This window comes from Synechococcus sp. 1G10, assembly GCF_002252625.1.
GTDB lineage: Bacteria > Cyanobacteriota > Cyanobacteriia > PCC-6307 > Cyanobiaceae > Regnicoccus_A.
In genome coordinates, this window is the sequence record NZ_NQKW01000003.1 from 20,341 (window position 1) to 40,193 (window position 19,853).

22 protein-coding genes are annotated in these 19,853 nt (G+C 66.9%); 5 read left to right on the plus strand and 17 right to left on the minus strand.

The annotated features are described in order from the left end of the window. Positions 1 to 43: 43 nt before the first annotated feature. Both CJZ82_RS03500 and CJZ82_RS03505 read right to left on the minus strand, forming a co-directional pair. The gene (locus CJZ82_RS03500; RefSeq protein WP_094554433.1) at positions 44 to 301 is read right to left on the minus strand and encodes a hypothetical protein; all 258 of its coding nucleotides are present in this window, start codon (positions 299 to 301) and stop codon (positions 44 to 46) included. A gap of 140 nt (positions 302 to 441) precedes the next feature. Then, on the minus strand, positions 442 to 837 hold the full coding sequence (locus CJZ82_RS03505) for a Rid family detoxifying hydrolase (protein WP_094554434.1): 396 nt from the start codon (positions 835 to 837) through the stop codon (positions 442 to 444). A 70-nt stretch (positions 838 to 907) separates the two neighbouring features. Between CJZ82_RS03505 and CJZ82_RS03510 the strand changes: the two genes are divergently transcribed. Beyond that, positions 908 to 2,077: an ABC transporter ATP-binding protein gene (locus CJZ82_RS03510; protein WP_094554435.1), complete on the plus strand. Its 1,170-nt coding sequence runs from the start codon at positions 908 to 910 to the stop codon at positions 2,075 to 2,077. On the opposite strand, the gene gloB is transcribed toward CJZ82_RS03510, so the two are convergent. Beyond that, entirely contained in the window at positions 2,078 to 2,839 is a 762-nt protein-coding gene (gloB, locus tag CJZ82_RS03515; RefSeq protein ID WP_094554436.1) for a hydroxyacylglutathione hydrolase, read from the minus strand. A 29-nt stretch (positions 2,840 to 2,868) separates the two neighbouring features. Between gloB and hisG the strand changes: the two genes are divergently transcribed. Continuing rightward, complete coding sequence (hisG, locus tag CJZ82_RS03520; protein ID WP_094554437.1) at positions 2,869 to 3,540, plus strand: ATP phosphoribosyltransferase; 672 nt, start codon at positions 2,869 to 2,871, stop codon at positions 3,538 to 3,540. Beyond that, positions 3,540 to 5,339, plus strand: a complete 1,800-nt coding sequence (locus tag CJZ82_RS03525) for an ABC transporter ATP-binding protein (RefSeq protein WP_094554438.1) — start codon at positions 3,540 to 3,542, stop codon at positions 5,337 to 5,339. Before hisG ends, CJZ82_RS03525 begins: the two co-directional genes overlap by 1 nt. A 3-nt stretch (positions 5,340 to 5,342) precedes the next feature. On the opposite strand, the gene CJZ82_RS03530 is transcribed toward CJZ82_RS03525, so the two are convergent. Continuing rightward, the gene (locus CJZ82_RS03530) at positions 5,343 to 6,068 is read right to left on the minus strand and encodes an alpha/beta fold hydrolase (RefSeq protein ID WP_233130015.1); all 726 of its coding nucleotides are present in this window, start codon (positions 6,066 to 6,068) and stop codon (positions 5,343 to 5,345) included. A 107-nt stretch (positions 6,069 to 6,175) separates the two neighbouring features. On the opposite strand from CJZ82_RS03530, the gene CJZ82_RS03535 reads away from it, so the two are divergent. Beyond that, on the plus strand, positions 6,176 to 6,664 hold the full coding sequence (locus tag CJZ82_RS03535; protein ID WP_094554439.1) for a GNAT family N-acetyltransferase: 489 nt from the start codon (positions 6,176 to 6,178) through the stop codon (positions 6,662 to 6,664). A gap of 25 nt (positions 6,665 to 6,689) precedes the next feature. Here CJZ82_RS03535 and CJZ82_RS03540 read toward each other — a convergent pair whose 3' ends face one another. The 3 genes from CJZ82_RS03540 to CJZ82_RS03550 are packed head-to-tail and all read right to left on the minus strand — an operon-like array spanning position 6,690 to position 9,183. Next, positions 6,690 to 7,358 carry a TIGR04283 family arsenosugar biosynthesis glycosyltransferase gene (locus CJZ82_RS03540; RefSeq protein WP_233130016.1) on the minus strand — a complete coding sequence of 223 codons (669 nt, stop codon included), beginning with the start codon at positions 7,356 to 7,358 and terminating at the stop codon, positions 6,690 to 6,692. A 44-nt stretch (positions 7,359 to 7,402) separates the two neighbouring features. Next, positions 7,403 to 8,026, minus strand: a complete 624-nt coding sequence (locus tag CJZ82_RS03545) for a TIGR04282 family arsenosugar biosynthesis glycosyltransferase (protein WP_233130017.1) — start codon at positions 8,024 to 8,026, stop codon at positions 7,403 to 7,405. Continuing rightward, positions 8,023 to 9,183: a trypsin-like peptidase domain-containing protein gene (locus CJZ82_RS03550; RefSeq protein WP_233130018.1), complete on the minus strand. Its 1,161-nt coding sequence runs from the start codon at positions 9,181 to 9,183 to the stop codon at positions 8,023 to 8,025. The genes CJZ82_RS03545 and CJZ82_RS03550 overlap by 4 nt, the downstream gene beginning before the upstream one ends. Before the next feature lie 117 nt (positions 9,184 to 9,300). On the opposite strand from CJZ82_RS03550, the gene dnaA reads away from it, so the two are divergent. After that, complete coding sequence (dnaA, locus tag CJZ82_RS03555; protein ID WP_094554440.1) at positions 9,301 to 10,734, plus strand: chromosomal replication initiator protein DnaA; 1,434 nt, start codon at positions 9,301 to 9,303, stop codon at positions 10,732 to 10,734. Between the two features lie 9 nt (positions 10,735 to 10,743). Here the strand turns inward: dnaA and cbbX are convergent, their stop codons facing one another. From cbbX to CJZ82_RS03605, 10 genes are read right to left on the minus strand one after another with little or no spacing between them, the layout of a single operon-like run. After that, entirely contained in the window at positions 10,744 to 11,694 is a 951-nt protein-coding gene (gene cbbX / locus CJZ82_RS03560) for a CbbX protein (protein WP_094554441.1), read from the minus strand. Next, positions 11,678 to 11,935: a 4a-hydroxytetrahydrobiopterin dehydratase gene (locus CJZ82_RS03565; RefSeq protein ID WP_094554588.1), complete on the minus strand. Its 258-nt coding sequence runs from the start codon at positions 11,933 to 11,935 to the stop codon at positions 11,678 to 11,680. Before CJZ82_RS03565 ends, cbbX begins: the two co-directional genes overlap by 17 nt. A 10-nt stretch (positions 11,936 to 11,945) precedes the next feature. Next, a complete protein-coding gene (locus CJZ82_RS03570; RefSeq protein ID WP_094554442.1) occupies positions 11,946 to 13,094 on the minus strand; it encodes a CO2 hydration protein in 1,149 nt (382 codons plus the stop codon). Further along, positions 13,094 to 14,650: an NADH-quinone oxidoreductase subunit M gene (locus tag CJZ82_RS03575; protein WP_094554443.1), complete on the minus strand. Its 1,557-nt coding sequence runs from the start codon at positions 14,648 to 14,650 to the stop codon at positions 13,094 to 13,096. Before CJZ82_RS03575 ends, CJZ82_RS03570 begins: the two co-directional genes overlap by 1 nt. 30 nt (positions 14,651 to 14,680) lie before the next feature. Then, the gene (locus tag CJZ82_RS03580) at positions 14,681 to 16,549 is read right to left on the minus strand and encodes an NAD(P)H-quinone oxidoreductase subunit F (RefSeq protein ID WP_255380773.1); all 1,869 of its coding nucleotides are present in this window, start codon (positions 16,547 to 16,549) and stop codon (positions 14,681 to 14,683) included. Positions 16,550 to 16,572: 23 nt separating this feature from the next. After that, the gene (locus CJZ82_RS03585) at positions 16,573 to 17,040 is read right to left on the minus strand and encodes a ferritin-like domain-containing protein (RefSeq protein WP_094554444.1); all 468 of its coding nucleotides are present in this window, start codon (positions 17,038 to 17,040) and stop codon (positions 16,573 to 16,575) included. 5 nt (positions 17,041 to 17,045) lie between these two features. Next, positions 17,046 to 17,669, minus strand: coding sequence for a BMC domain-containing protein (locus CJZ82_RS19455; RefSeq protein ID WP_094554445.1), 624 nt, complete (start codon positions 17,667 to 17,669; stop codon positions 17,046 to 17,048). A gap of 46 nt (positions 17,670 to 17,715) precedes the next feature. After that, positions 17,716 to 17,967: a carboxysome peptide B gene (locus CJZ82_RS03595; protein WP_094554446.1), complete on the minus strand. Its 252-nt coding sequence runs from the start codon at positions 17,965 to 17,967 to the stop codon at positions 17,716 to 17,718. Further along, positions 17,967 to 18,251: a carboxysome peptide A gene (locus tag CJZ82_RS03600; RefSeq protein WP_094554447.1), complete on the minus strand. Its 285-nt coding sequence runs from the start codon at positions 18,249 to 18,251 to the stop codon at positions 17,967 to 17,969. The genes CJZ82_RS03595 and CJZ82_RS03600 overlap by 1 nt, the downstream gene beginning before the upstream one ends. A gap of 1 nt (position 18,252) precedes the next feature. Next, entirely contained in the window at positions 18,253 to 19,815 is a 1,563-nt protein-coding gene (locus CJZ82_RS03605) for a carboxysome shell carbonic anhydrase (RefSeq protein ID WP_094554448.1), read from the minus strand. Positions 19,816 to 19,853 lie beyond the last annotated feature (38 nt).

A 19,853-nucleotide genomic window follows, 5' to 3' on the forward strand; every position in this document is an offset into this window, starting at 1 on the left:
GGTCAATGGCCCGCTGAGTGGGAACGAATCAGGGCGCCCAGCCTCAGTGGTTGCCGGGGTAGCGCAGCGTCCGCCAGTCGCCGCCGGGGGTGCTCACTTCGACGCCGATGCCGATCGCGTCCTCAAGGCCGTTGCTGTTCTGCTGCCACCACTCCTGGGCTGCGTCCCAGGCGGCATCCATTGAATCGAAATGGTCGTCGAGGACGGGATGGGGGCAGCAGCGCTGGTCGACCAACCGGTACAGCCGCGCAACTTGGGCCTGCTTGCCGGTGGAGACGGTACGGAAGGAAGAAAACGCCATGGCCCCACATCGACAACCTCCCTATGGTGGTGGGTGTGACAGCTGTTGACTGTCACCTTCATTACAAGACACGGATCTCAAAGGATGCGCGCTGTGGTAGCAACGACATGGGTGACGGCTCAGCCGGTGACCACCAGCCTTCAGCTCAGCAGGGCGATGCAGTCGATTTCGACCAGGGCCCCCTTCGGCAGTGCCGCCACCTGAACGCAGGCCCGAGCCGGCGAGACCCCAGCGGAGAACACCTGCGCGTAGAGGGCATTGACCCGGGAGAAGTCGGCCAGGTCGGTGAGGAACACCGTGGTGCGCACCACCTGTTGGGCCGTGCAGCCCGCCGCGCTCAGCACCGCCTGAAGATTGGTGAGCACCTGCCTGGTTTCGGCCTCCACATCCCCGTCGCCCACCAGCACGCCCGTGGCTGGATCCAGGGCGATCTGGCCGGAGCAGAACAGCAGCCCCCCCGCCTTGACCGCCTGGTTGTAGGGACCCACCGGTGCTGGAGCAGCGGCCGTGGTGATCGCCTCGGCTGGAGTACCCATGCCCCTGGCAGGTGAAAATGGAAATCGAGTGTACGGACCAGGCTCCATCGCCCCTCCCTCCCCAGTCCCGTTGGTTGTCTCCACCGCATTCCAGGCGGATGAGCGACCAGATCCGGTGCGGCTGGAGAACGTCTGGCACCGCTACCCCAGTTCCCGTGGCGCCACCGACGCCGGCAATCCACAGAACTGGACCCTGCAGGGGGTGAACCTGCAGCTGCATCAGGGGGAATTGGTGGGTTTGCTGGGCCCTTCCGGTTGCGGAAAGACCACCCTGCTGCGCCTGATCGCCGGCTTCGAGCGTCCGGCCCGCGGCCGGGTGCTGATCCACGGCCACGAGGTGGCAGGCCCCCACGGCTGGCTGGCACCTGAGCGTCGTGGGGTGGGCATGGTCTTCCAGGACTACGCCCTCTTCCCCCATCTCGATGCCTGGAGCAATGTCTGTTTCGGGCTCAAGCCCCGCCAGGATCGCAGCCGGGCCGCCTGGCTGCTGGAGCTGCTGGGGCTGACGGGGCTGGAGCGCCGCTACCCCCACGAACTCTCGGGCGGTCAGCGCCAGCGCCTGGCCCTGGCTCGGGCCCTCGCCCCTGGGCCAACTCTGCTGCTGCTGGATGAGCCCTTCTCGAACCTGGATGTGGAGGTGCGGCTGAGGCTGCGGGCCGAGCTCCCCGGCGTGCTCAGCCGCTGCCAGGCCAGCGGCCTGATCGTGACCCACGATCCCGAGGAGGCCCTGGCCATCTGCGACCGGGTCGCGGTGCTGCAGGGGGGGCACCTGCATCAATGCAGCAGTCCGCGGGAGATGGTGCGAGCCCCCGCCTCAGCCTTCGTGGGCCGCTTCGTGTTGCAGGGAAACCTGCTCGAGGCCCATTGGAGCGGCGACCAGCTGCTCACGCCCCTCGGTGCCTTGCACCCGGAGCCGAGCGAATCCATCCCAAGCGCTGATGCCCCTGGCCCCTGGCAGGTGCTGCTGAGTCCATCGGCCTTTGATCTCAACGTCGATCCCAGTGGCCCCGCCGAGGTGGTGGCACGCGAGTTTCTCGGGCGTGAGTGGCTCTACCAGGTGCGGCTCGATGCCCTGGGCTCCGCTGCCCCGGTTGATCTCCGCTTTCGACTGCCCCTCGAGCGCGACTACCCACTCGGCCTGCGCTGCCGCCCGTGGTTGCGGCCCGGCGAGCCCGCCCGTCTCTTCCCCACAGGCCAGAGCCTCTGGCCGTCGGAGTCCCCCAGCCCCAGGGCGGCCTGATCAGCCCTGCCAGTGGTCCTTGCTGCGGCGACGGCTTGCGAACGTTTCCACATCGCTGGCCCTGAGCATCAGGTTCGTGGCCCGCTCCAGGGCGATCGTGCTGGGGATGGTGGGTTGATTCCGCCGCCGCCTCTCCTCCACGGCCGCGAGCCGCTCCTGGATCGCCTGACGCTCCGCCCCCGGCTCCGGACAGTTCGCCGCTGCCCAGCGCAGGTTGTCAAGGGTGTACTCGTGGGCGCACCAGACGCGGGTGTCCCCGGGCAGGGCCCCCAGCCGCTGCAGCGACTTGTGCATCTCCGTGGGGCTTCCTTCGAACAGCCGCCCGCAACCCGCGGCAAAGAGGGTGTCGCCGCAGAACAGCTCTCCCTTGCCATCCGCAAGCGGCGGGAGATAGAAGGCCAGGTGCCAGCGGGTGTGCCCGGGCACCGCCAGGACATTCACGCAGCGCCCCAGCAGCTCCAGCTGGTCACCGTCCTGCAGGGCCACGGTCTGAAAGGGAATGCGCGCCCGGTCGGCGCCTGAAGCCATCACAGCTGCACCAGGCCAGCGGCGCAGCAGTCCAGGGGTGCCGTCGATGTGGTCCCGGTGGTGGTGGGTCTGCAGCACCGACACCAGCTCAAGACCCTTCCGCTCCAGCCAGGTGATCACCGGCTCGGCCACGCCCGGGTCCACCACCACCGCCCGTGCACCGTCGTGGAGCACGACGACGTAGTTGTCGTGCAGAACCGGGATCAGCTCCACCTCGCTCTGACTCGCGTCCATCGGTAAAGTTCAGGTTGCGGTGTAAGTCCATGATCACCGTCGCGCTAGCCAAAGGGGCTCTGCTGAAGGATTCGGTGCGCTGCTTCGCCGCCGCCGGGCTTGATTTCAGCGCCCTGCTCGATGCCGACAATCGCCAGCTGATGGTGCCCAGTCCCTGCGGCCGGGCGAGGGCCCTGCTGGTGCGTAATGGCGATGTGCCTGTCTACGTGGCCTATGGCCAGGCACAGCTGGGTGTGGTGGGCGATGACGTGCTGCGCGAGCACCAGTTGCCGGTGGCACCACTGCTGGATCTGGGCTTCGGCGGCTGCCGCATGGCCGTGGCCGTGAAGGAAAACAGCGGCTACACCCGGGCGGCTGAGCTGCCGGCTCACTGCCGGGTGGCCAGCAAGTTCGTGCGCTGCGCCGAAACCTTTTTTGCAGGGCTTGATCTGCCCGTGGAACTGATCCATCTCACCGGCTCGGTGGAGCTGGGTCCGATCACCGGCATTTCCGAGGCGATCGTGGATCTGGTGGCCACCGGCCGCACCTTGCGCGACAACGGCCTGGTGGCTCTTGATGAGTTGTTCCACAGCACCGCCCGCCTGATCGGCAATCCCCTGGCACTGCGCTTCGATCTCGGCGAGCTGCAGCACATCGTCGACAGGGTCGCCACCTCCAGCTGCGCGACCACCACGTCCGCCTCCATCCCATCCCAGCGCTGATGGCCGCCCTCGACCGCCAGCGACTCGGCCGGCTGCTGCCCTACCTGCGCTACGACCGGCGCCGTCTGATCCTGGTGGTGCTGCTGCTGATCCCCGTGGCCCTGGCCGCTGCGATCCAGCCCCTGTTGATCGGTCAGGCCATCGCCGTCCTGCGTGGTGAGCCCAGGGCCGCCTGGCTGGCGGGGCAGAGCGTGTCGCAGGCGATCCGCACCCTGGTGTTGATTCTCTTCGGGGCGGTCCTGCTGCGACTGGCTTTGCAGGGGGCCCAGTCCTACAGCGTCCAGGCGGTGGGCCAGCGGCTCACGGCCCGCATTCGCGATGACCTCTTCCGCCACGCCCTGGCCCTCTCGCTGCGCTTCCACGACCGCACGCCGGTGGGCAAGCTGCTCACCCGCCTCACCAGCGATGTCGATGCCCTGGCCGAGGTGTTCGGCAGCGGCGCCGTGGGTGTGCTGGCCGATCTGGTCAGCCTGCTGGTGATCGGCGTCACGATGATCAGCATCGAACCTCGCCTCGGTTCCCTGCTGCTGGCCACTCAGGTGCCGGCCACCCTGGTGATCCTCTGGCTGCAGGGCCGTTACCGCAAGGCCAATTACCGGGTGCGTGAAGAGCTGAGCCAGCTCAACGCCGATCTGCAGGAGAACCTGCAGGGGCTTGAGGTGGTGCAGATGTTCCGGCGTGAGGCCACCAACAGTGCCCGCTTCGCCGTCACCACCAACGCCTACCGCCGCGCCGTCACCGGCACGATTTTTTATGAAAGTGGCGTCTCGGCCTTCATCGAATGGGTGGCTCTCACCGCCGTGGCCGTGGTGCTGGCCATTGGGGGCTGGATGGTGATCGCCGGCACCATCGGCCTGGGCACCCTCACCACCTTCATCCTCTTTTCCCAGCGCCTGTTCGACCCCCTGCGCCAGCTGGCGGAGCGCTTCACTCAGATCCAGGGAGGACTCACGGCGGTGGAGCGCATCGGTGAGCTGATGGAGCAGCCGATCGAGATCGCCGACCTGGAGCAGGGCCTGCGCAGCAGTGCCGCCCAGCGCTCGGGACTGCTGCGAGCCAGCGCCGGGGAGGTGATCTTCGAGGCGGTGAGCTTCGCCTACCGCCCGGATGATCCGATCCTCACCGACCTGAGCTTCCGCATCGCCCCGGGGGAGAAGGTGGCCCTGGTGGGTCCCACCGGCTCCGGCAAGACCACCATCATCCGACTGCTCTGCCGGCTCTATGAGCCCCAGAGCGGCCGGATCCTGCTCGATGGCATCGACATCCGCGAGCTGCCCAGTGCCACCTTGCGCCAGCGGCTGGGTGTGGTCCTGCAGGACACGTTCCTGTTCAGCGGCAACGTGGCAGACAACCTTCGCCTCGATGCGCCGATCCCCCAGGCCGACCTGGAGCGGATCTGCGCCGAGCTGGGTCTTGATCCCCTGCTGCGTCGCCTGCCTGACGGCCTGGCCACTGAATTGCGTGAGCGGGGCGGGAACCTCTCCTCGGGTGAGCGCCAGCTGCTGTCGGTGGCCCGGGTGGCGATGCGGGATCCCTCCGTGCTGGTGATGGATGAGGCCACCGCCTTCATGGATCCCTCAACCGAGGCCACGCTCCAGCGCGATCTGGAGCGGCTGCTCACCGGCCGCACCGCCATCGTCATCGCCCACCGCCTGGCTACGGTGGAGGCTGCCGACCGCATCCTGGTGCTGCGTCGGGGGCGGCTGATCGAGCAGGGCACCCACCGGGAGCTGCGGGCGGCCGGTGGCCTCTATGCCGAGCTGGCGGACCTGCAGGAGCGGGGTCTGGCCCGCCTTTAGGACTCAGGGCAGCCGCTCCAGCCAGGCGTCGATCAGGGCGGCCAGCTGGCGGGGACACTGCCGCATCGGCAAGTGGCCGCAGTCGGGGATGACGGCCAGTTCATGGCCTGGGGCATAGCCCGCCAGGTGGCGTACGTAGCGGGGAGCCATCACCTGGTCCTGGCTGCCCGCGATCCAGAGGCTCGGCACCTGCAGGGCGGCGGTGAGTGAGGGCAGCTGGCTGACGGCGCCGCGGTTGGTGCTGCAGGCCAGCAGTCCCCGGGCCGCGCGCGCCTCAGCCACCAGCGGACTGCGGATTGCCTCGGTGCCTGGCAGCCGCGCTAGCCATCCAGGGCGGTAGCGCAGGAACAGGGAACCCCCTTGCCGCACCCGGGCGAAGGCCCTGGGCTGATAGACCCCGCCGCCGGCGGCGATCTGGATCACCCCCCGCAGCCGTGGCCCCAGGAACCCGGCCGCATGCAGGGCGATGCTGCCCCCCAGGGAGTGGCCCATCAACACGATGGGTGAGTCGGGATCGATCCGGTTGCAGGCCTCGCTGACCCAGCGCCCATAGCTGGCCAGGCTCGGCTGCAGTCCAGCCGGACGCGGTTCCGCTCCGAAGCCCGGCAGATCAGGGCACCACAGTCGCCAGCGGTTCTGCAGTTCAGCCGCCAGCGGGTCCCACAGCCGGCCGGAGAGCATCCAGCCGTGCAGAGCGATCAGCAGCAGCCCAGGCTGGTGGGGTTCCAAGGCCTTGCAGCGAGCAACCAATCACTTCTGGGGGTCTGCCACCAGCCTGCCCTGTAACGCCCTCGATCGGCCAGGATCGTGCCAATGCGTTGCCTCGGCCGTCTGGTTTGGACACAGACCCGCTCCTTTCGAGCATTTACGGCCCCGGCTGGCGCCACTGCCCCAGTCCGAACCCCCAGCTGGAGCTGGTGCTCAGCCTGGAGCGGGAGATCGATCTGGTGGAACTCGAGCAGCTCTGTGATGCCGTCGGCTGGAGCCGCCGTCCGATCAGGCGAGTGCGCAAAGCCCTGCAGAACAGCCTGCTGAGGGTGGGGCTCTGGCGCCATGACCCGCGGGTGCCGCGCCTGGTGGGCTTCGCCCGCTGCACCGGCGATGGGGTGATGGAGGCCACGGTCTGGGATGTGGCCGTCCACCCCCTGTATCAGGGCGCTGGCCTGGGGCGACAGCTGATGGACTACGTGCTCGAGCAGCTCAGGCTGATGGAGGTAGACCGGGTCAGCCTGTTCGCCGATCCCGAAGTGGTGGGGTTCTATCAGTCGCAGGGGTGGGAGCTGGAACCTCACCAGCGGCGCTGTGCCTTCTGGTATTCACCCTGACCCTCCTGAGGTCCAGCCGGCCTGCTCACAGCTGGTAGTACCGGGCTGCCAGGGCCGCGGGATCAACACCGCGGCGCCAGTCGCGCCGTAACCGGGCATTGCGCCAGGCCGTGCCCCAGACCCCCAGGCGCCGCCAGCGCCGTCCATCCACCTGCACAGGCAGCCCGAGGTCGTGGATCGGGCCCAGCTGGCGCAGCCGCAGGATCAGATCGAGATCTTCCATCAGGGGCAGGGCCCGCAGGCCGCCGGCGCGCTCCAGCAGGCGCCGCGGCAGCAGCAGCCCCTGGTCGCCATAGGGCAGCTGGCCGAGGCCGCTGCGCATCCGCACGCCCAACTCCACCAGGCGCAGGACAGGACCTGCCCCCTGGATCTGCAGGCGGAAACACCAGGCGGCCTCAGGGGCGGCCATGGCCCGCTGCACCGCCGAGCACCATCCTGGCGCCAGACGCAGGTCGCCATGCAGCAACAGCAACCAGGCGGCACGGCTGCGGGCGACTCCCGCCGCCAGCTGACAGCCCCGTCCGCCTGGCGCCTGCATCACCCGTGCTCCCGCCAGGCCCGAGAGGCTGGGGCTGCCATCACTGCTGCCCCCATCCACCACCAGGCAGCTCTCGATCAGGCCGGCGGGAGCCATGGCCAGATCCGCCAGCAGGGCAGGCAAGTGCCCCGCCTCGTTCAGGGCAGGGATCACCACCGCAAGGGGGGCGCCGACGGCAGATGGTGCAGCCGTTGTTGCCCTCACCCCAGCCAGGGCTCCAGGTCCCCGGGGCGGTCCAGGTCGCTGTGAACCGCAAGCAGAGCTGGATCCAGCTCCTCAAAGGCGGCCCGCTCCAGGGTGCGGCGGAGCACGTCGTTGCTGCCCCATGGAATTCCGCTGAGCAGGCTGGAGCGGCGCGCAGTGAGCCCGATCAGCCAGTAGCCCCCATCGCTGGCCGGTCCGAGCACCAGGGGGCTTTGGGCGAACGCGGCGAAGGCCGCTTCGAGATCCGCGCTGCTCAGCAGGGGCAGGTCGGTGCCGATCAGCAGCACCTGCTGGGCACCCTCGCCGAAAGCGCGCGCCAGCTGCCTGGCCATCCGGCTGCCCAGGCCACCGATCCCCTGCGGTACGGCGCGGTGGGCGCCGAGGCTTTGGCCCCAGCGCCGGGCGCCCCGCGGGCCCAGGCCGCTCACCGCCAGCACCAGGTCGATGCCGCCCAGCTGGCGAGCTGCAGCCATGGTGTGCTCACTCAGCCGGCTTTGGATACGGGCGGCTGCCTCGGGGCCGATGCCGGCCGCCAGACGGCTTTTGCAACGCCCCGCTGCTGGCCAACGGGCCATCACCACCAGCTGCCTCCTGGGACGGATCAGCGTCAGCGGGCTCACTCGCCGGAGCGCAGCTCCGCCGGCTCGAGGGTGACGCTGCGGCTGCTGTTCCCTCGTCTGATGCTGATCGACAGGGGCTGGCCCACCTTGCCCTGATCAACGGCCACCTGCACTTCGGAAGGATTCTTCACCGCCTTGCCACCAACGGTCTCGATCAGGTCGCAGGGCTTCAGGCCCGCCTTGGCTGCCGGGCTGTCCTTGAGCACCTCCACCACCACGACCCCATCGGTTTCCGGCAGGCGGCATTCGCTGGAGGTGGCATTGATTTCCCGTGCCAGTCGAGGAGTGAGCGCCTGCAGGCGCACTCCGATATAAGGGTGTGAGGCGCGTCCCTTCTCCAGGATCTGGGCGGCGATCTGCTTACCCAGGTTGATCGGGATCGCGAAGCTCAGACCCGCCCCAGGCGCCTGGCGGATGGCGGTGTTCACCCCGATCACCTGACCGCGGTCGTTGATCAGGGGGCCGCCGCTGTTGCCGGGGTTCACCGCCGCATCGGTCTGGATGTAGGGCACCCGCTGGCCTTCGCCGATGGCATTGGTGCGCTGAATCGCGCTGATGATGCCCGCCGTCACGGTGTTGTCGAGGCCAAGGGGGTTGCCGATGGCGATTGCCCATTCACCAGGACGCACCTGACTGGAATCCCCCAGGGGCGCCACCGGCAGCTTCTGGGCGACCACCCGGACCACAGCGATGTCGGTGAGGGGATCGGCCCCAAGCACCTTGCCGTTGAAGCTGCGCCCATCCGGCAGGGTCACCGACACTTCATTGGCACCTTCCACCACGTGGGCGTTGGTGAGGATCACCCCGTCGGAGCGGGTGATGAAGCCCGACCCCTGGCCCTGCTGCTGCTGGATCGAGGGTCCCCCGCCGAACAGGCCCCCGAGGGGATTGATCACCCGTTTGACCGTGTCGATGCGGACCACAGCGGGACCGACCTTCTCGACCGCCTTGACGATGAAGTTGCTGCCCACCTGAAGCGGTGCGGCTGGCGGGGCGTCACTCACGCGCGGACCCGGGGCGGTGGGGCCACCCCTGGGCAGCCCAGGGATGTTCGGCAGCGGGATTGCGCAGCTGGCCAGGAGGAATCCACAGAGGCCGGTGGCGGCCAGGACCCGGCGACGGGGGGTCAGGAGGCCAGAGGCGCGTTGGGGAGTCATGGCTGGGGAGCGGAGCGGGGCCGCGAAGCCGAGCGGGTCCGCGAAGCGCTTCATTAAAGACGGTGCAGGTCGGGGGAGCTGCCTATATTCGGCCACTGGCTGAGTGAGGGTTGGACGGTGCAGCAGGGTCAGGAGCTGTGGCACCAAGTCCAGGAGGCACTGCAGGCCAACCTCAGCAAGCCCACTTTTGAAACCTGGATCCGGCCGGCCCGCTGCACGGGCTACGCCGACGGCCAGCTCCTGCTGGAGGCTCCCAACAGCTTTGCCAGCGGCTGGTTGCGCAAGAACTACCTGGTGATGATCGCCGCGGTGGCCACCGATCTCGCCGGCCACGCCATTCAGGTGGAAGTCGGCACCGCCGCCGTGCAGGAGCTGGATGGGGCCCTGAATGGCTCCACCCCGGCCGAGCGCCCGGGTACTGGCCAGCAGACGGCGGCCGGTGCCTCACCGGGGGCTGTGCTGCGGGCCACAGAGGGCCCCAGCGGACCCACCGCCAGCGGCGAGACACCCCGCCGTCCGGCTCCGGGGCTCAACCCCCGCTATGTCTTCAACCGCTTCGTGGTGGGACCGAACAGCCGCATGGCCCACGCGGCGGCTCTGGCGGTGGCAGAAGCGCCAGGCCGTGAATTCAATCCCCTTTTCCTCTGCGGCGGCGTCGGGCTGGGCAAGACCCACCTGATGCAGGCGATCGGCCACTACCGCCTGGAGATCGATCCGGAGGCCCGGGTCTTTTACGTCTCCACCGAAACCTTCACTAACGACCTGATCCAGGCCATCCGCAAGGACGGCATGCAGAAGTTCCGCGATCGCTATCGCGCCGCTGACCTGATCCTGGTGGACGACATCCAGTTCATCGAGGGCAAGGAGTACACCCAGGAGGAGTTCTTCCACACCTTCAACGCCCTGCACGAGGCCGGTCGCCAGATCGTGATCGCCAGCGACCGCCCCCCCAGCCAGATCCCCCGCCTTCAGGAGCGTCTGATTTCACGTTTCTCCATGGGTCTGATCGCCGACATCCAGACGCCCGACCTGGAAACGCGCATGGCGATCCTTCACAAGAAGGCGGAACAGGAGCGCATGATTCTCCCCCGCGACCTGATTCAGTACCTGGCGGGGCGATTCACCTCCAACATCCGCGAACTGGAGGGTGCCCTGACCCGGGCGGTGGCCTTCGCCTCGATCACCGGCCTGCCGATGACGGTGGAATCGGTGGCGCCGATGCTTGATCCCGTGGGCAATGAGGTGCCGGTCACCCCCCAGCAGGTGGTGGACAAGGTGTCCGAGGTGTTCGGGGTCAGCGCCGAGGAGATGCGCAGCAGCAGCCGCAAACGGGCGGTGAGCCAGGCACGCCAGGTGGGCATGTATCTGCTGCGCCAGAGCACCGACCTGAGCCTGCCCCGCATCGGCGATGTCTTCGGCGGCAAGGACCACAGCACCGTGATGTACGCGGTGGAGCAGGTGGAGAAGAAACTGGCGATGGACCCCTCCCTGGCCCGCCAGTTGCAACAGGTACGAGATCTGCTCCAGATCGACAGCCGTCGCCGTCGCTGAGATGGCAGGTCAGGTGAGCGGCAGGCTGGGATCGAGCCCTTCCACTTCCCCCTGAAACACGCGGCTGGCGGTGATGTCCTCGGCCTGGATCGTGATCAGGTCCAGCTTGGTCAGACCCCGCCCCATGTGGTTGAAGAGCCGGTTGGCCTGACGCATGCGTGCCCGGTCGATGGCATTGCGGATAGAGCGGCCATTGGCGAAGAAGGGCAGCTGCATACGCCGCTTGATATATTCGTAGAAGGCGGCTTGGGCCTCATCGCCGAAGCGGTAACTCTCGGCAGCCAGAATCAACTGGGCGATAGCCAGCAATTCTGCGGCGGTATAATCAGGGAAATCAATGTGATTGGCCACCCGTGAGGAGAGGCCAGGATTCGACTGGTAGAAGATATCCATCTTATCTTTGTAGCCTGCGAAGATCACAACCAGGTCGTCGCGATTGTTCTCCATCACCTGAAGCAGGATCTCTATAGCTTCGGCGCCATAGTCCCGTTCGTTCTCAGGGCGGTAGAGATAGTAGGCCTCATCAATGAAAAGCACACCGCCCATTGCCTTCTTGAGCATGTCACGGGTCTTGGGCGCGGTGTGCCCGATGTACTGGCCCACCAGATCATCCCGGGTTGCGGTCACGAGATGGCCCTTGCGCACGTATCCCAGCCGGTGCAGGATCTCGGAAATTCGCTCAGCCACAGTGGTCTTGCCGGTACCGGGGCGGCCCGTGAACGACATGTGCAGACTCGGCGCTGCCGTGGCCAGGCCCACTTGCTTGCGCGCCCGCTCCACCACCAGCAGCGCCGCGATCTCGCGGATGCGCGTTTTCACCGGCTTGAGCCCGATCAGGTCGGCATCGAGTTGGTCGAGCACTTCCTGCACATTGGCGGCCTCGTAGGCCTCCTGCAGGTTGACCGGGGCATCGAGGTCAGAGGGAGCGTTGCCGGCTTCGGGCTCAGGCAAGGAGGTCATCGATGGCCGCAGCGAAGGCGTGGTCGGCGGAGGCGATCGGGCTGTCGTCGCCGTCGGAGCGCAGGGTGATGTTCACGTAGGTGCGTCCGAAGCTGATATCTGGGTAGCGGCCCTGCTGTACGCACAGGTCGTTGAGGCGGTCAAGGAAGGACCGGTTGCTGGCGTAATCGGCGAATTCGATACGCCGCTCGAGCCGCTCGGCTTGTTCGGGTTTTGGGCGCGGGGTCCAGGGCTGCTCCATGGGATCCAAGCTACGGCAGGGGGTCGAGGCAGTCGGTTCGGGCTGCCGCCAGTCGGGCGGCCCAGGCGGCGGCATAGGCACGGTTGGCCTCACGGGCCGCCGGTTCGGGGCTGTTCAGGGGATGGGGGAAAGTGCCACGGATGGCTGCGTTGGTGACGCAGAACATCGACTTCTGGAAGCTCATGCAGATCTTCACGCGTACGTCGCCCTCACCCCGGGTGCGCTTGCGGTAGAGCCCATCCAGCCGTTGCGGCAGGTGACGGAACATGTCCTGCATCAACAGGCTGGGGGGTATGCCGGCTCCCATCGTGGGAAGTGGATCGGCGAACAGGGCTCCGTAGGCGAACTTGGCCTGATCCGGGGAGATCTGCTGAGCCTGGGCATTGAAGCTCACAGTGCCCAGGAACGGCAAACCTCGCAAGAAAACCGCCTCCACGTAGGGCACCGCCACATCCACCAGGAAGGTGAGCCCCGCCTCCGGTGGCAGCACCCAGAGGTTCTCACCCGCCACCTCCACCCCGTAGGTGATCGGGTTGGCGGCGGCGGCCACCAGGCCGTCCTTGATGAACTCCACCACCGCCTCGATCGAAGCCACGCTGCCGTCGGCTTCAGCGCGGGCAAGATCGAGGAACAGATCGCTCATCACCCGCCAGAACTGGCCCAGGGCGTGGGTCGTGGCCGCCGTGCGGATCATCTCGATCAGGAAGCCCGAAAACAGCGGATGCAGCAGGGCCAGCAACGGATCGCGCCGGGTCTTGCGGCGGATGATCACGGCGCAGTTCTCGGCGAAAGCCGCAGAATCAAGGTATGCATCGAGGCCGCCGGTGCCGTGCCAGAGCATCGCCTTCATGCAGTATTCGGCGTACTCGAAATTGATCCGATCGTGGTTGAGGTGGCGCCAGATCTTCGCGGGGCTCTTCTCGCCATCGAGGTACTTGAACAGCGGCACTGGCACCAGAAACTGATGTTCGGCCTGGAAGATCAGGTTGGTGCTGTAGGCATCGAGCACCTCCCCGTAGCTTTTGAGCACATCCACCACTTCGATTAGATGCTCGCGGGTGTCGGCCAGCAACGTCTGCCCCGCCAGCAGTTTCGCCTCCAGCTCAGCGGCGGTGGGCATGCCACCGCTGTGCACCAGCTCGGCCGGGATGATCGGCATCAGCCCAGTCCTCCAGGCTGAAGTCCCCATAACGGCGCTGCCGCGAGCTGAAGCGCCGACACCAGGGCAGGCAGCTGGGCGATCGCCGTGCTCGTGCTCTCACTCAGGCGCCCCAGGCCCGCGGGCAGCAGGCCGATCGCCACCACAGCCATGGCCAGTCCCGTCGCCGGAATCGTTTCCCGGGGTGCCACAGGCGCAAGCCGCACATCAAGACGACCGTGGGCCACAGGGTCAGTCGCTGGGGTGATCGCCAGCCGGCCGAAGAAGGCGCGGTTCACCAGCAGCAGGAAGTAAACCGCCGTCAGACCCGAGCCCAGCATCGAGAGCAGCGTGGCCAGCGGGTAGGCGCTGATGCTGCCGCGGAACACCATGAACTCGGAGATGAAGCCCGCCATGCCCGGCATGCCGGCGCTGGCCATGACCCCAAGGATCATCAGCGTGCCGGTGAACGGCAGGCCCCGCTCCGGGTTGAGCAGCCCGTGCAGCACCGTCAGGTCGCGGGTGCCGGTCTTGCGGTAAACGATCCCCACCAGCAGGAATAGCAGAGCCGAGATCAGCCCGTGGCTCACCATCTGGAACACCGCCCCGAGAATCGCAACCGGTGTGGCCGCCGCCGCCGCCAGCAGGATGTAGCCCATGTGGCCCACCGAGCTGTAGGCCACCATCCGCTTCATGTCCTTCTGGGCAATCGCCGCCAGCGAACCGAACAACACTGAAACCGCCGCCCAGATCGCCAGCCCTGGTGCCAGCTGCGCCCAGGCCTCCGGGAACAGTCCCAGGCAGAAGCGCAGCAGGCCATAGGTGCCGAGCTTCAGCAGCACCCCAGCCAGCAGAACCGACACCGGCGTGGATGCCTGGGTGTGGGCGTCCGGCAGCCAGTTGTGGAAAGGGAACAGCGGCACCTTGATGCCGAAGCCGATCAACAGCGCTCCAAGCAGCAACAATTGGCTGCCCATCGCCAGCTGCTCGCTGCTGACCGGTGTGAGGCTGAAATCGACCGTGCCGGTGGCCAGGGCCAACCCCAGGAAGGCACCCAGGATCAGTATTCCCGACACCGCCGTGAAGATAAGGAACTTGGTGGCCGCATAAGCACGGTTGGCACCGCCCCAGATGCTGATCAGGGCCCAGAGCGGGATCAGCTCAAGCTCATAAAAGAGAAAGAAGAGCAGCAGGTTCTCAGCCAGGAAGGCGCCGTTCACAGCGCCACTGATCACCAACAACAGGGCGAAGTAGATGCGCGGCCGCTGGCTGATGTCTCGCGTGCAGATCGCCGACACCAGCGTCAGCGCGCCGTTGATCAGCACCAGCGGCATCGACAGGCCGTCGACGCCGAGCCTGTACTCGAGCCCGAGGCCGCTCACCCAGGGCAGCGCCTCCTGCAGCTGCATGGCGCTGCTGGTGGGATCAAAGCGGGCGAGGACGATCAGGCTCCAGGCCAGTTGCAGGCCGAGCACCACCAAGGCAACCGCCCGTAGCCGTCCTGGGGGCAGCTGGCCGGGCCAGAGCACGAGGGCCAGAGCGCCGGCGAAGGGGATCAGCAGCAGGATGCTCAGCATGGGCATGGGTGGCTCCACCAGCAGCTCGGGCTATCCATGCAGCCACTCCAGCCACTGCAGCGAGGCAAGCAGCAGCACGATCGCCAGCACCACCGTGAGCAGGTAGCTCTGCAGCTGGCCGCTGACGCCGAGCTTGAGGCCATCGGCACTGGCCAGAGACAGCCGTCCGATTCCGTTCACCAGGCCGTTCACCACCCTGCTGTCGAGCCAGTCGCTCAGCCTGGCCAGGCCGGCCACCGCCGCGACGATCGTGGCCCGGTAGATGCGATCGGTGTAGAAGTCGGAGGCGAGCAGATCCTGCAGCACTCGCAGCGGCTGGAGCAAAGAGCGCGACCAGAACTTGTGAAGCGGCGCCACAGCGCCGCCGGCCACCCCAACCAGCCCGCTGGAGACAACCGCAATGGCCACCGGCAGGGAGAAGGAGGCGATGCCCGGAACAGGATCGAGGCGGCCCATCAGCGCCGGCATCAGTGCCACCAGCACCGTCAGGCTCACCATCGGCAGCGCCATCAGCCAGTTCACCTCCGGGGCGCGCTTGGTTTTGGGCATCGACGGGCCAAGGAACACGTGCCGGTAGACGCGGGTGAGGTTGAAGGCGGTGAGGGCATTAGTGAGCAGGCACACGGCCGCGAAGAAGGGCTGCTGGTGGGCAAAGGTCTCGACCAGCAGCCCAAAGCACCAGAAGCAGCCCAGGGGCAGCAGGCCTACCAGGCCGGCCGAGCCCACCAGGTAGGCGCTGGTGGTGGCGGGCATGCGTGAGCCGAGACCTCCCAGTTCGGTGAGGTCCTGGCAGTTGGTGGTGGCGATGATGCTGCCCACGCTCATGAACAGCAAGGCCTTGGAGAGGCCGTGGGCAAACAGCAGCAGCAGCGCGATCGCCGGTTGCTGCAGAGCAATCGCGATGAACACCAGCCCCAGGTAGGAGGTCGTGGAATACGAGAAGGCCCGTTTGATGTCCACCTGGGCGATGGCCACCAGGGCGCCGGCGAGGGCGCTGATCGTGCCCACCACCAGCAGCACGGTGGTGGCCAGGGGGGAGAAGCGCAGCAGTGGCATCACCTTCATCAGCACCAGGGCGCCGGCGGTGACGACCACCGAGTTGCGCAGGATCGAGGCCGGATTCGGCCCCTCCATCGCCTCATCGAGCCAGAGGTGCATCGGGAACTGGGCGCACTTGCCCATCGGTCCGGCAATCATCCCCAGCCCGAGCAGCGTGCCGGCAAGGGGCGTGAGCGCACCGCTGGCGTCGGCCTCAGCGGCCCAGACGTAGAGATCCTGGAACTCCATTGAGCCCGCCCAGGCCGAGAGTGCCACCATCCCCATCAGCAGCAGCACATCGCCCACCCGCTTGGTGAGGAAGGCGTCGCGCGCGGCCGTGACCACCAAGGGCTGGGCATACCAGAACCCCACCAGCAGATAGGTGGAGAGGGTGAGCATCTCCAGCAGGAAATAGCTCATGAACAGGCTGCTGCTCAGCACCACGCCGGCCAGAGCTCCTTCAAAGAAACCAACCAGCGCGTAGAACCGCGCCAGCGACCATTCCTTGTCGAGGTAGCCGAGGGCGTACACCTGGCCCAGCAGGCTCAAGCCCGTCACCAGCTCAAGCGCCGCCAGGTTGGTGAGCGAGAGGTCGAAGCCGATGCGCAGGTCGAGGTCGGCGGCCTGGAACCAGGGGAACTCCAGGTGCTGGGGGCCGAGCTGCCACACCTGCTGCAGGATCAGGCTGCCGTGGATCACCGCCAGCAGCGTGACCAGCAGATTCAGGTAAGCAGCTGGGCGTGGGCCGTTGCGCTTGAACCAGCCCGCCGCCCACGGCAGCGACAGCAGCATGCCGCTGAATCCGTAGAGAGGAATGATCCAGACCAGCTGGATCGGCAGGGACAGGGAGGAGGCGGACAAATGGGGGGCGCAGAGGGCCTTGCCTAGAAGGTTGCGCGCTCAAGCAGGCGGGCCGGGCCGGCGTTGAGAACGGCAAGCCATTGGTTGAGTTCCTCGCCGTGTTGTCGTTCCTCACTCCATAAATCCTGAAAGAAGGTGGAGTTGGCTTCATCACCGATCAGCAGGCAGAAGCGACTGGCCTCGGCATACAGCTCAATCAGTTCGTCCTCCAGCACGATATTCAGTTGCAGCAGCCCGAACAGGTCGCGGGCGATGCTCACCGGCTTCAGCTGGGACGCGGCAGGCGCTACGCCGAGCCGAAGCATCTGTTGCACCAGCCGCTCGGCATGCTGCATCTCCTCGACCGTTTCCTGGCGGAACCGGTCGGCGGAACCGCCATCGCCCCAGAGGGCGAGCAGGGAGGCCTGGGTCATGTACTGCTGAACCGCGGACAGTTCCAGGCTCAGAGTTCGTCCCAGATAGCCCAGCACCCGAGGGTGAACGGTCTGCATGGTGATCAGCTCCTGCGCTCAGCGCCGCTGAAGGCAAGGATCGGCTCCAGTTCGCTGTGGGGGCGGGCAATGATGTGGGCGGCCACAAGACCATCTCCCACACGCTCGCAGGCATCGGCCCCGGCGCGCACGGCGGCGTTGACTGCACCGGTTTCGCCGCGCACCATCACGGTCACGTAACCGCCACCCACGAATTCACGGGAGATCATCGTCACTTCAGCGGCCTTGGTCATGGCGTCAGCCGCCTCGATCGCGGGTACGAGGCCGCGGGTCTCGATCATGCCGAGAGCAATGCCGTGCGGAGTAGATGCCATGGCTTTGGAGGGGGAGGAGGGGGACTTGGGGGGAGGTGTGGTGCCACCGGAGCGGCCGCGGCTGGCGGCTGCCGGGGTGCTGCCGCTGGCCTTGGCCGGTGGGCTGGGGGCCGCTGCTGCGGGGGCTGAGGCAGGGGTGCTGCCACTGGTTGCGGATGAACCTTGGGCTGGAGGCGGGTCCACGGCTTTGTCCGCAGGGGAGGGGGATGAGGGTGTGGTCGAGGCGGGAAGTGCCTTGGCGGAGGCAGCTCGGCTCACACCGCTGCTGGCGCTGGTGCGCCGGGAGGAGGGCTGGCGGGAGGAGGGTGTGGCCATGGAACGAGCTGGGCTGACGGCAGGAAGGAGGTGGAGGGAGGGAGGATCAACCGTCTGGATCCCAGAGATCAATGATCCCAGCAATCGTGAGGTCGGTCTGGGTATCAGGAACGCCGGTGGCAAAGCGAGCGGCGGAGCCACTGGCGGTGAACACCCAGTTGCCTGGTGCGGCGCCCACCGGGTCGACGGCCACCATCAACTTGCCTTTGGTGGAGCGCAGGATGCGGAGTTGCCAGTGGAGCAGGCCTTCCACCCGTTGGCTGCAGACGAGGGAGCCGGTGACTTGCATGATTTCCATCAGGCTGCTCCAGAACGTGGCTGCGGAACAGGTAAGCCAGCATCCGGGTCCCAGTGGTCGATGATCCCCACGATCGTGAGGTCGCTGGGATAGGACTTGCTCCCGGCGGCTTCACGGGCGGCTGAACTGCCCACACAGATCACCCAGTCGCCGGGGATGCAGCCAACGGCGTCGACGGCCACCTTCTGGGAACTGCCATCCAGCACCACCTGGAGATGTTTGTGCTCGAATTCGGGGATTCGGTTGGTGGACACCAGGGGCTTGAGGACTTTGCAGATCAGCATCTCAATGGCCTCCAGCTTGTTCCAGCTTGATCGACGACCCGACCGTTTCGGCGGGAACGTGACGATCGCGGTCGCGCACGCTCAGCAACGTGTGCAGAAGACCGCTGCCCATCAGATCGGGATAGCGGTTGCGAATGGCGTCATCCGTCCGCTGGCAGTAGAGCACGGCCCGTTCGCGGGCCCCCGGCACACTGCCGTGGTAATCGAAACGAATCACCACCGGAATCGGCAGCCCGCGGGACACGTTCAGTCCCTTGAAGATCTTCACTCCCACGTCGAGATCGGCAGCCCCTTCTTCGACAGTGTCCATGTGGGCGAAGTAAGTGAGATTGCGCAGATGAATCTCCTTGAAACCGATGCCGACTCCGATGAAGCGCTCGGCATGGCCCGCATCGGCGTAGGCCCCATCGTGATAGGTACGCACGAAATCGATCTGGGAGATGTTGTGCTCAATCAGGCGGGCGATCAGCCGCCCCATCCCCGGATCAACGGCCCCGTCGGGAACGCCGTCCCCGTTGCCTGAGCGGGCGCCCAGCACCAGGGCCAGCACCCTGTCCCGGGCAGCCTCGGCAGGGAGATCCTGGGTGGCGCTGTACACGTCAAGGGCATCGAGCCAGCGCTCCTGATCAGTGTGGCCGCTCACATCGGGCACATGGACACGGATGGCATCGGTGTCGGTGTCCAGCCCGACCAGGAGCAGGTCAACGGAGGCCCCGCAGCAGAAGCTGTTCTCCACCGCCTGCTGGAACTCCTGCAGGCGAAGCAGTCCCCCGGCAGCGGCGGCGGAATCGTTGGAGCCATGGGCCGCACACCCCTCGTGCCTGGGGTCCCTTGAGCTGAAGTGATACACCACCACCTTCAGGTAGCGGGTTGGCTCATGGGCGCCATTGGGCCGAGCTTCCCGATAGCGCAGATGCTCGGTGCGCACCCAGCGGTCGACGGTGTTCTCCACATCGAACATCGCGCCGGCATGGGGACGGCGGCGGACTGATCCGAAGGGCAGACGCAGGGCATAGGCGATGGCATGGGCCAGACGACCATCCGCGCAGGGGCTCACATCCAGCAGATGAAACCCGCAGGAGAGCAGAAAGGCATTGAAGGCTTCGGCGCTCTCGCTTCCTTCCTGACCCTGGAGCGGATCGTCGCGGAAGAAGCTGGCACTGACCTGCTCATAGGCCTCGTACAGGCACCACGCGAACAGGCTGCGCATGTCGAGTTGGTTGACCCAGGCCGACTCCAGAATCGTGGCGGGCAACGCATGGCCGAGCTCTCTGAGGGCATGGCGCTGGGCCTGCTCCACAAAGTCATCGTCGTGTTGCAGGGCTGAGAGGCGCTTGAGCACGGGCACAATCCGGTCGAACGACTGCTTCACCTGGCTGTCGTAGGCCTGGAGGCGTTCGTTGGCCGCTGCATCGCTGAGCGGATGACGGTTCCGGACCGCGGTGATGCGGCTAGCTCTCCCCAGCGCTGAGCCGGAAAGAGAGGGGCTGGTAGCGGGACGGCGGGCTGGGGCCGTGGGAGCCAGGGGCCTCTCGGCTGAGCCGTAGCGGCGGGGGCGGGGCAAGGTTCAGTGCTGCGACAGGGAGGAACGTGGAGAGAGAC

Coding starts and splice junctions, on each gene's coding strand:
- CJZ82_RS03525 (WP_094554438.1), top strand. CDS start 3,540: ATGGCCGCCCTCGACCGCCAGCGACTCGGCCGGCTGCTGCCCTACCTG.
- CJZ82_RS03575 (WP_094554443.1), bottom strand. CDS start 14,650: ATGCTGAGCATCCTGCTGCTGATCCCCTTCGCCGGCGCTCTGGCCCTC.
- CJZ82_RS19455 (WP_094554445.1), bottom strand. CDS start 17,669: ATGGCCACACCCTCCTCCCGCCAGCCCTCCTCCCGGCGCACCAGCGCC.
- CJZ82_RS03565 (WP_094554588.1), bottom strand. CDS start 11,935: ATGGAGCAGCCCTGGACCCCGCGCCCAAAACCCGAACAAGCCGAGCGG.
- CJZ82_RS03505 (WP_094554434.1), bottom strand. CDS start 837: ATGGGTACTCCAGCCGAGGCGATCACCACGGCCGCTGCTCCAGCACCG.
- CJZ82_RS03500 (WP_094554433.1), bottom strand. CDS start 301: ATGGCGTTTTCTTCCTTCCGTACCGTCTCCACCGGCAAGCAGGCCCAA.
- CJZ82_RS03595 (WP_094554446.1), bottom strand. CDS start 17,967: ATGGAAATCATGCAAGTCACCGGCTCCCTCGTCTGCAGCCAACGGGTG.
- CJZ82_RS03585 (WP_094554444.1), bottom strand. CDS start 17,040: ATGCAGACCGTTCACCCTCGGGTGCTGGGCTATCTGGGACGAACTCTG.
- CJZ82_RS03570 (WP_094554442.1), bottom strand. CDS start 13,094: ATGCCGATCATCCCGGCCGAGCTGGTGCACAGCGGTGGCATGCCCACC.
- cbbX (WP_094554441.1), bottom strand. CDS start 11,694: ATGACCTCCTTGCCTGAGCCCGAAGCCGGCAACGCTCCCTCTGACCTC.
- gloB (WP_094554436.1), bottom strand. CDS start 2,839: ATGGACGCGAGTCAGAGCGAGGTGGAGCTGATCCCGGTTCTGCACGAC.
- CJZ82_RS03600 (WP_094554447.1), bottom strand. CDS start 18,251: ATGCTGATCTGCAAAGTCCTCAAGCCCCTGGTGTCCACCAACCGAATC.
- hisG (WP_094554437.1), top strand. CDS start 2,869: ATGATCACCGTCGCGCTAGCCAAAGGGGCTCTGCTGAAGGATTCGGTG.
- CJZ82_RS03550 (WP_233130018.1), bottom strand. CDS start 9,183: ATGACTCCCCAACGCGCCTCTGGCCTCCTGACCCCCCGTCGCCGGGTC.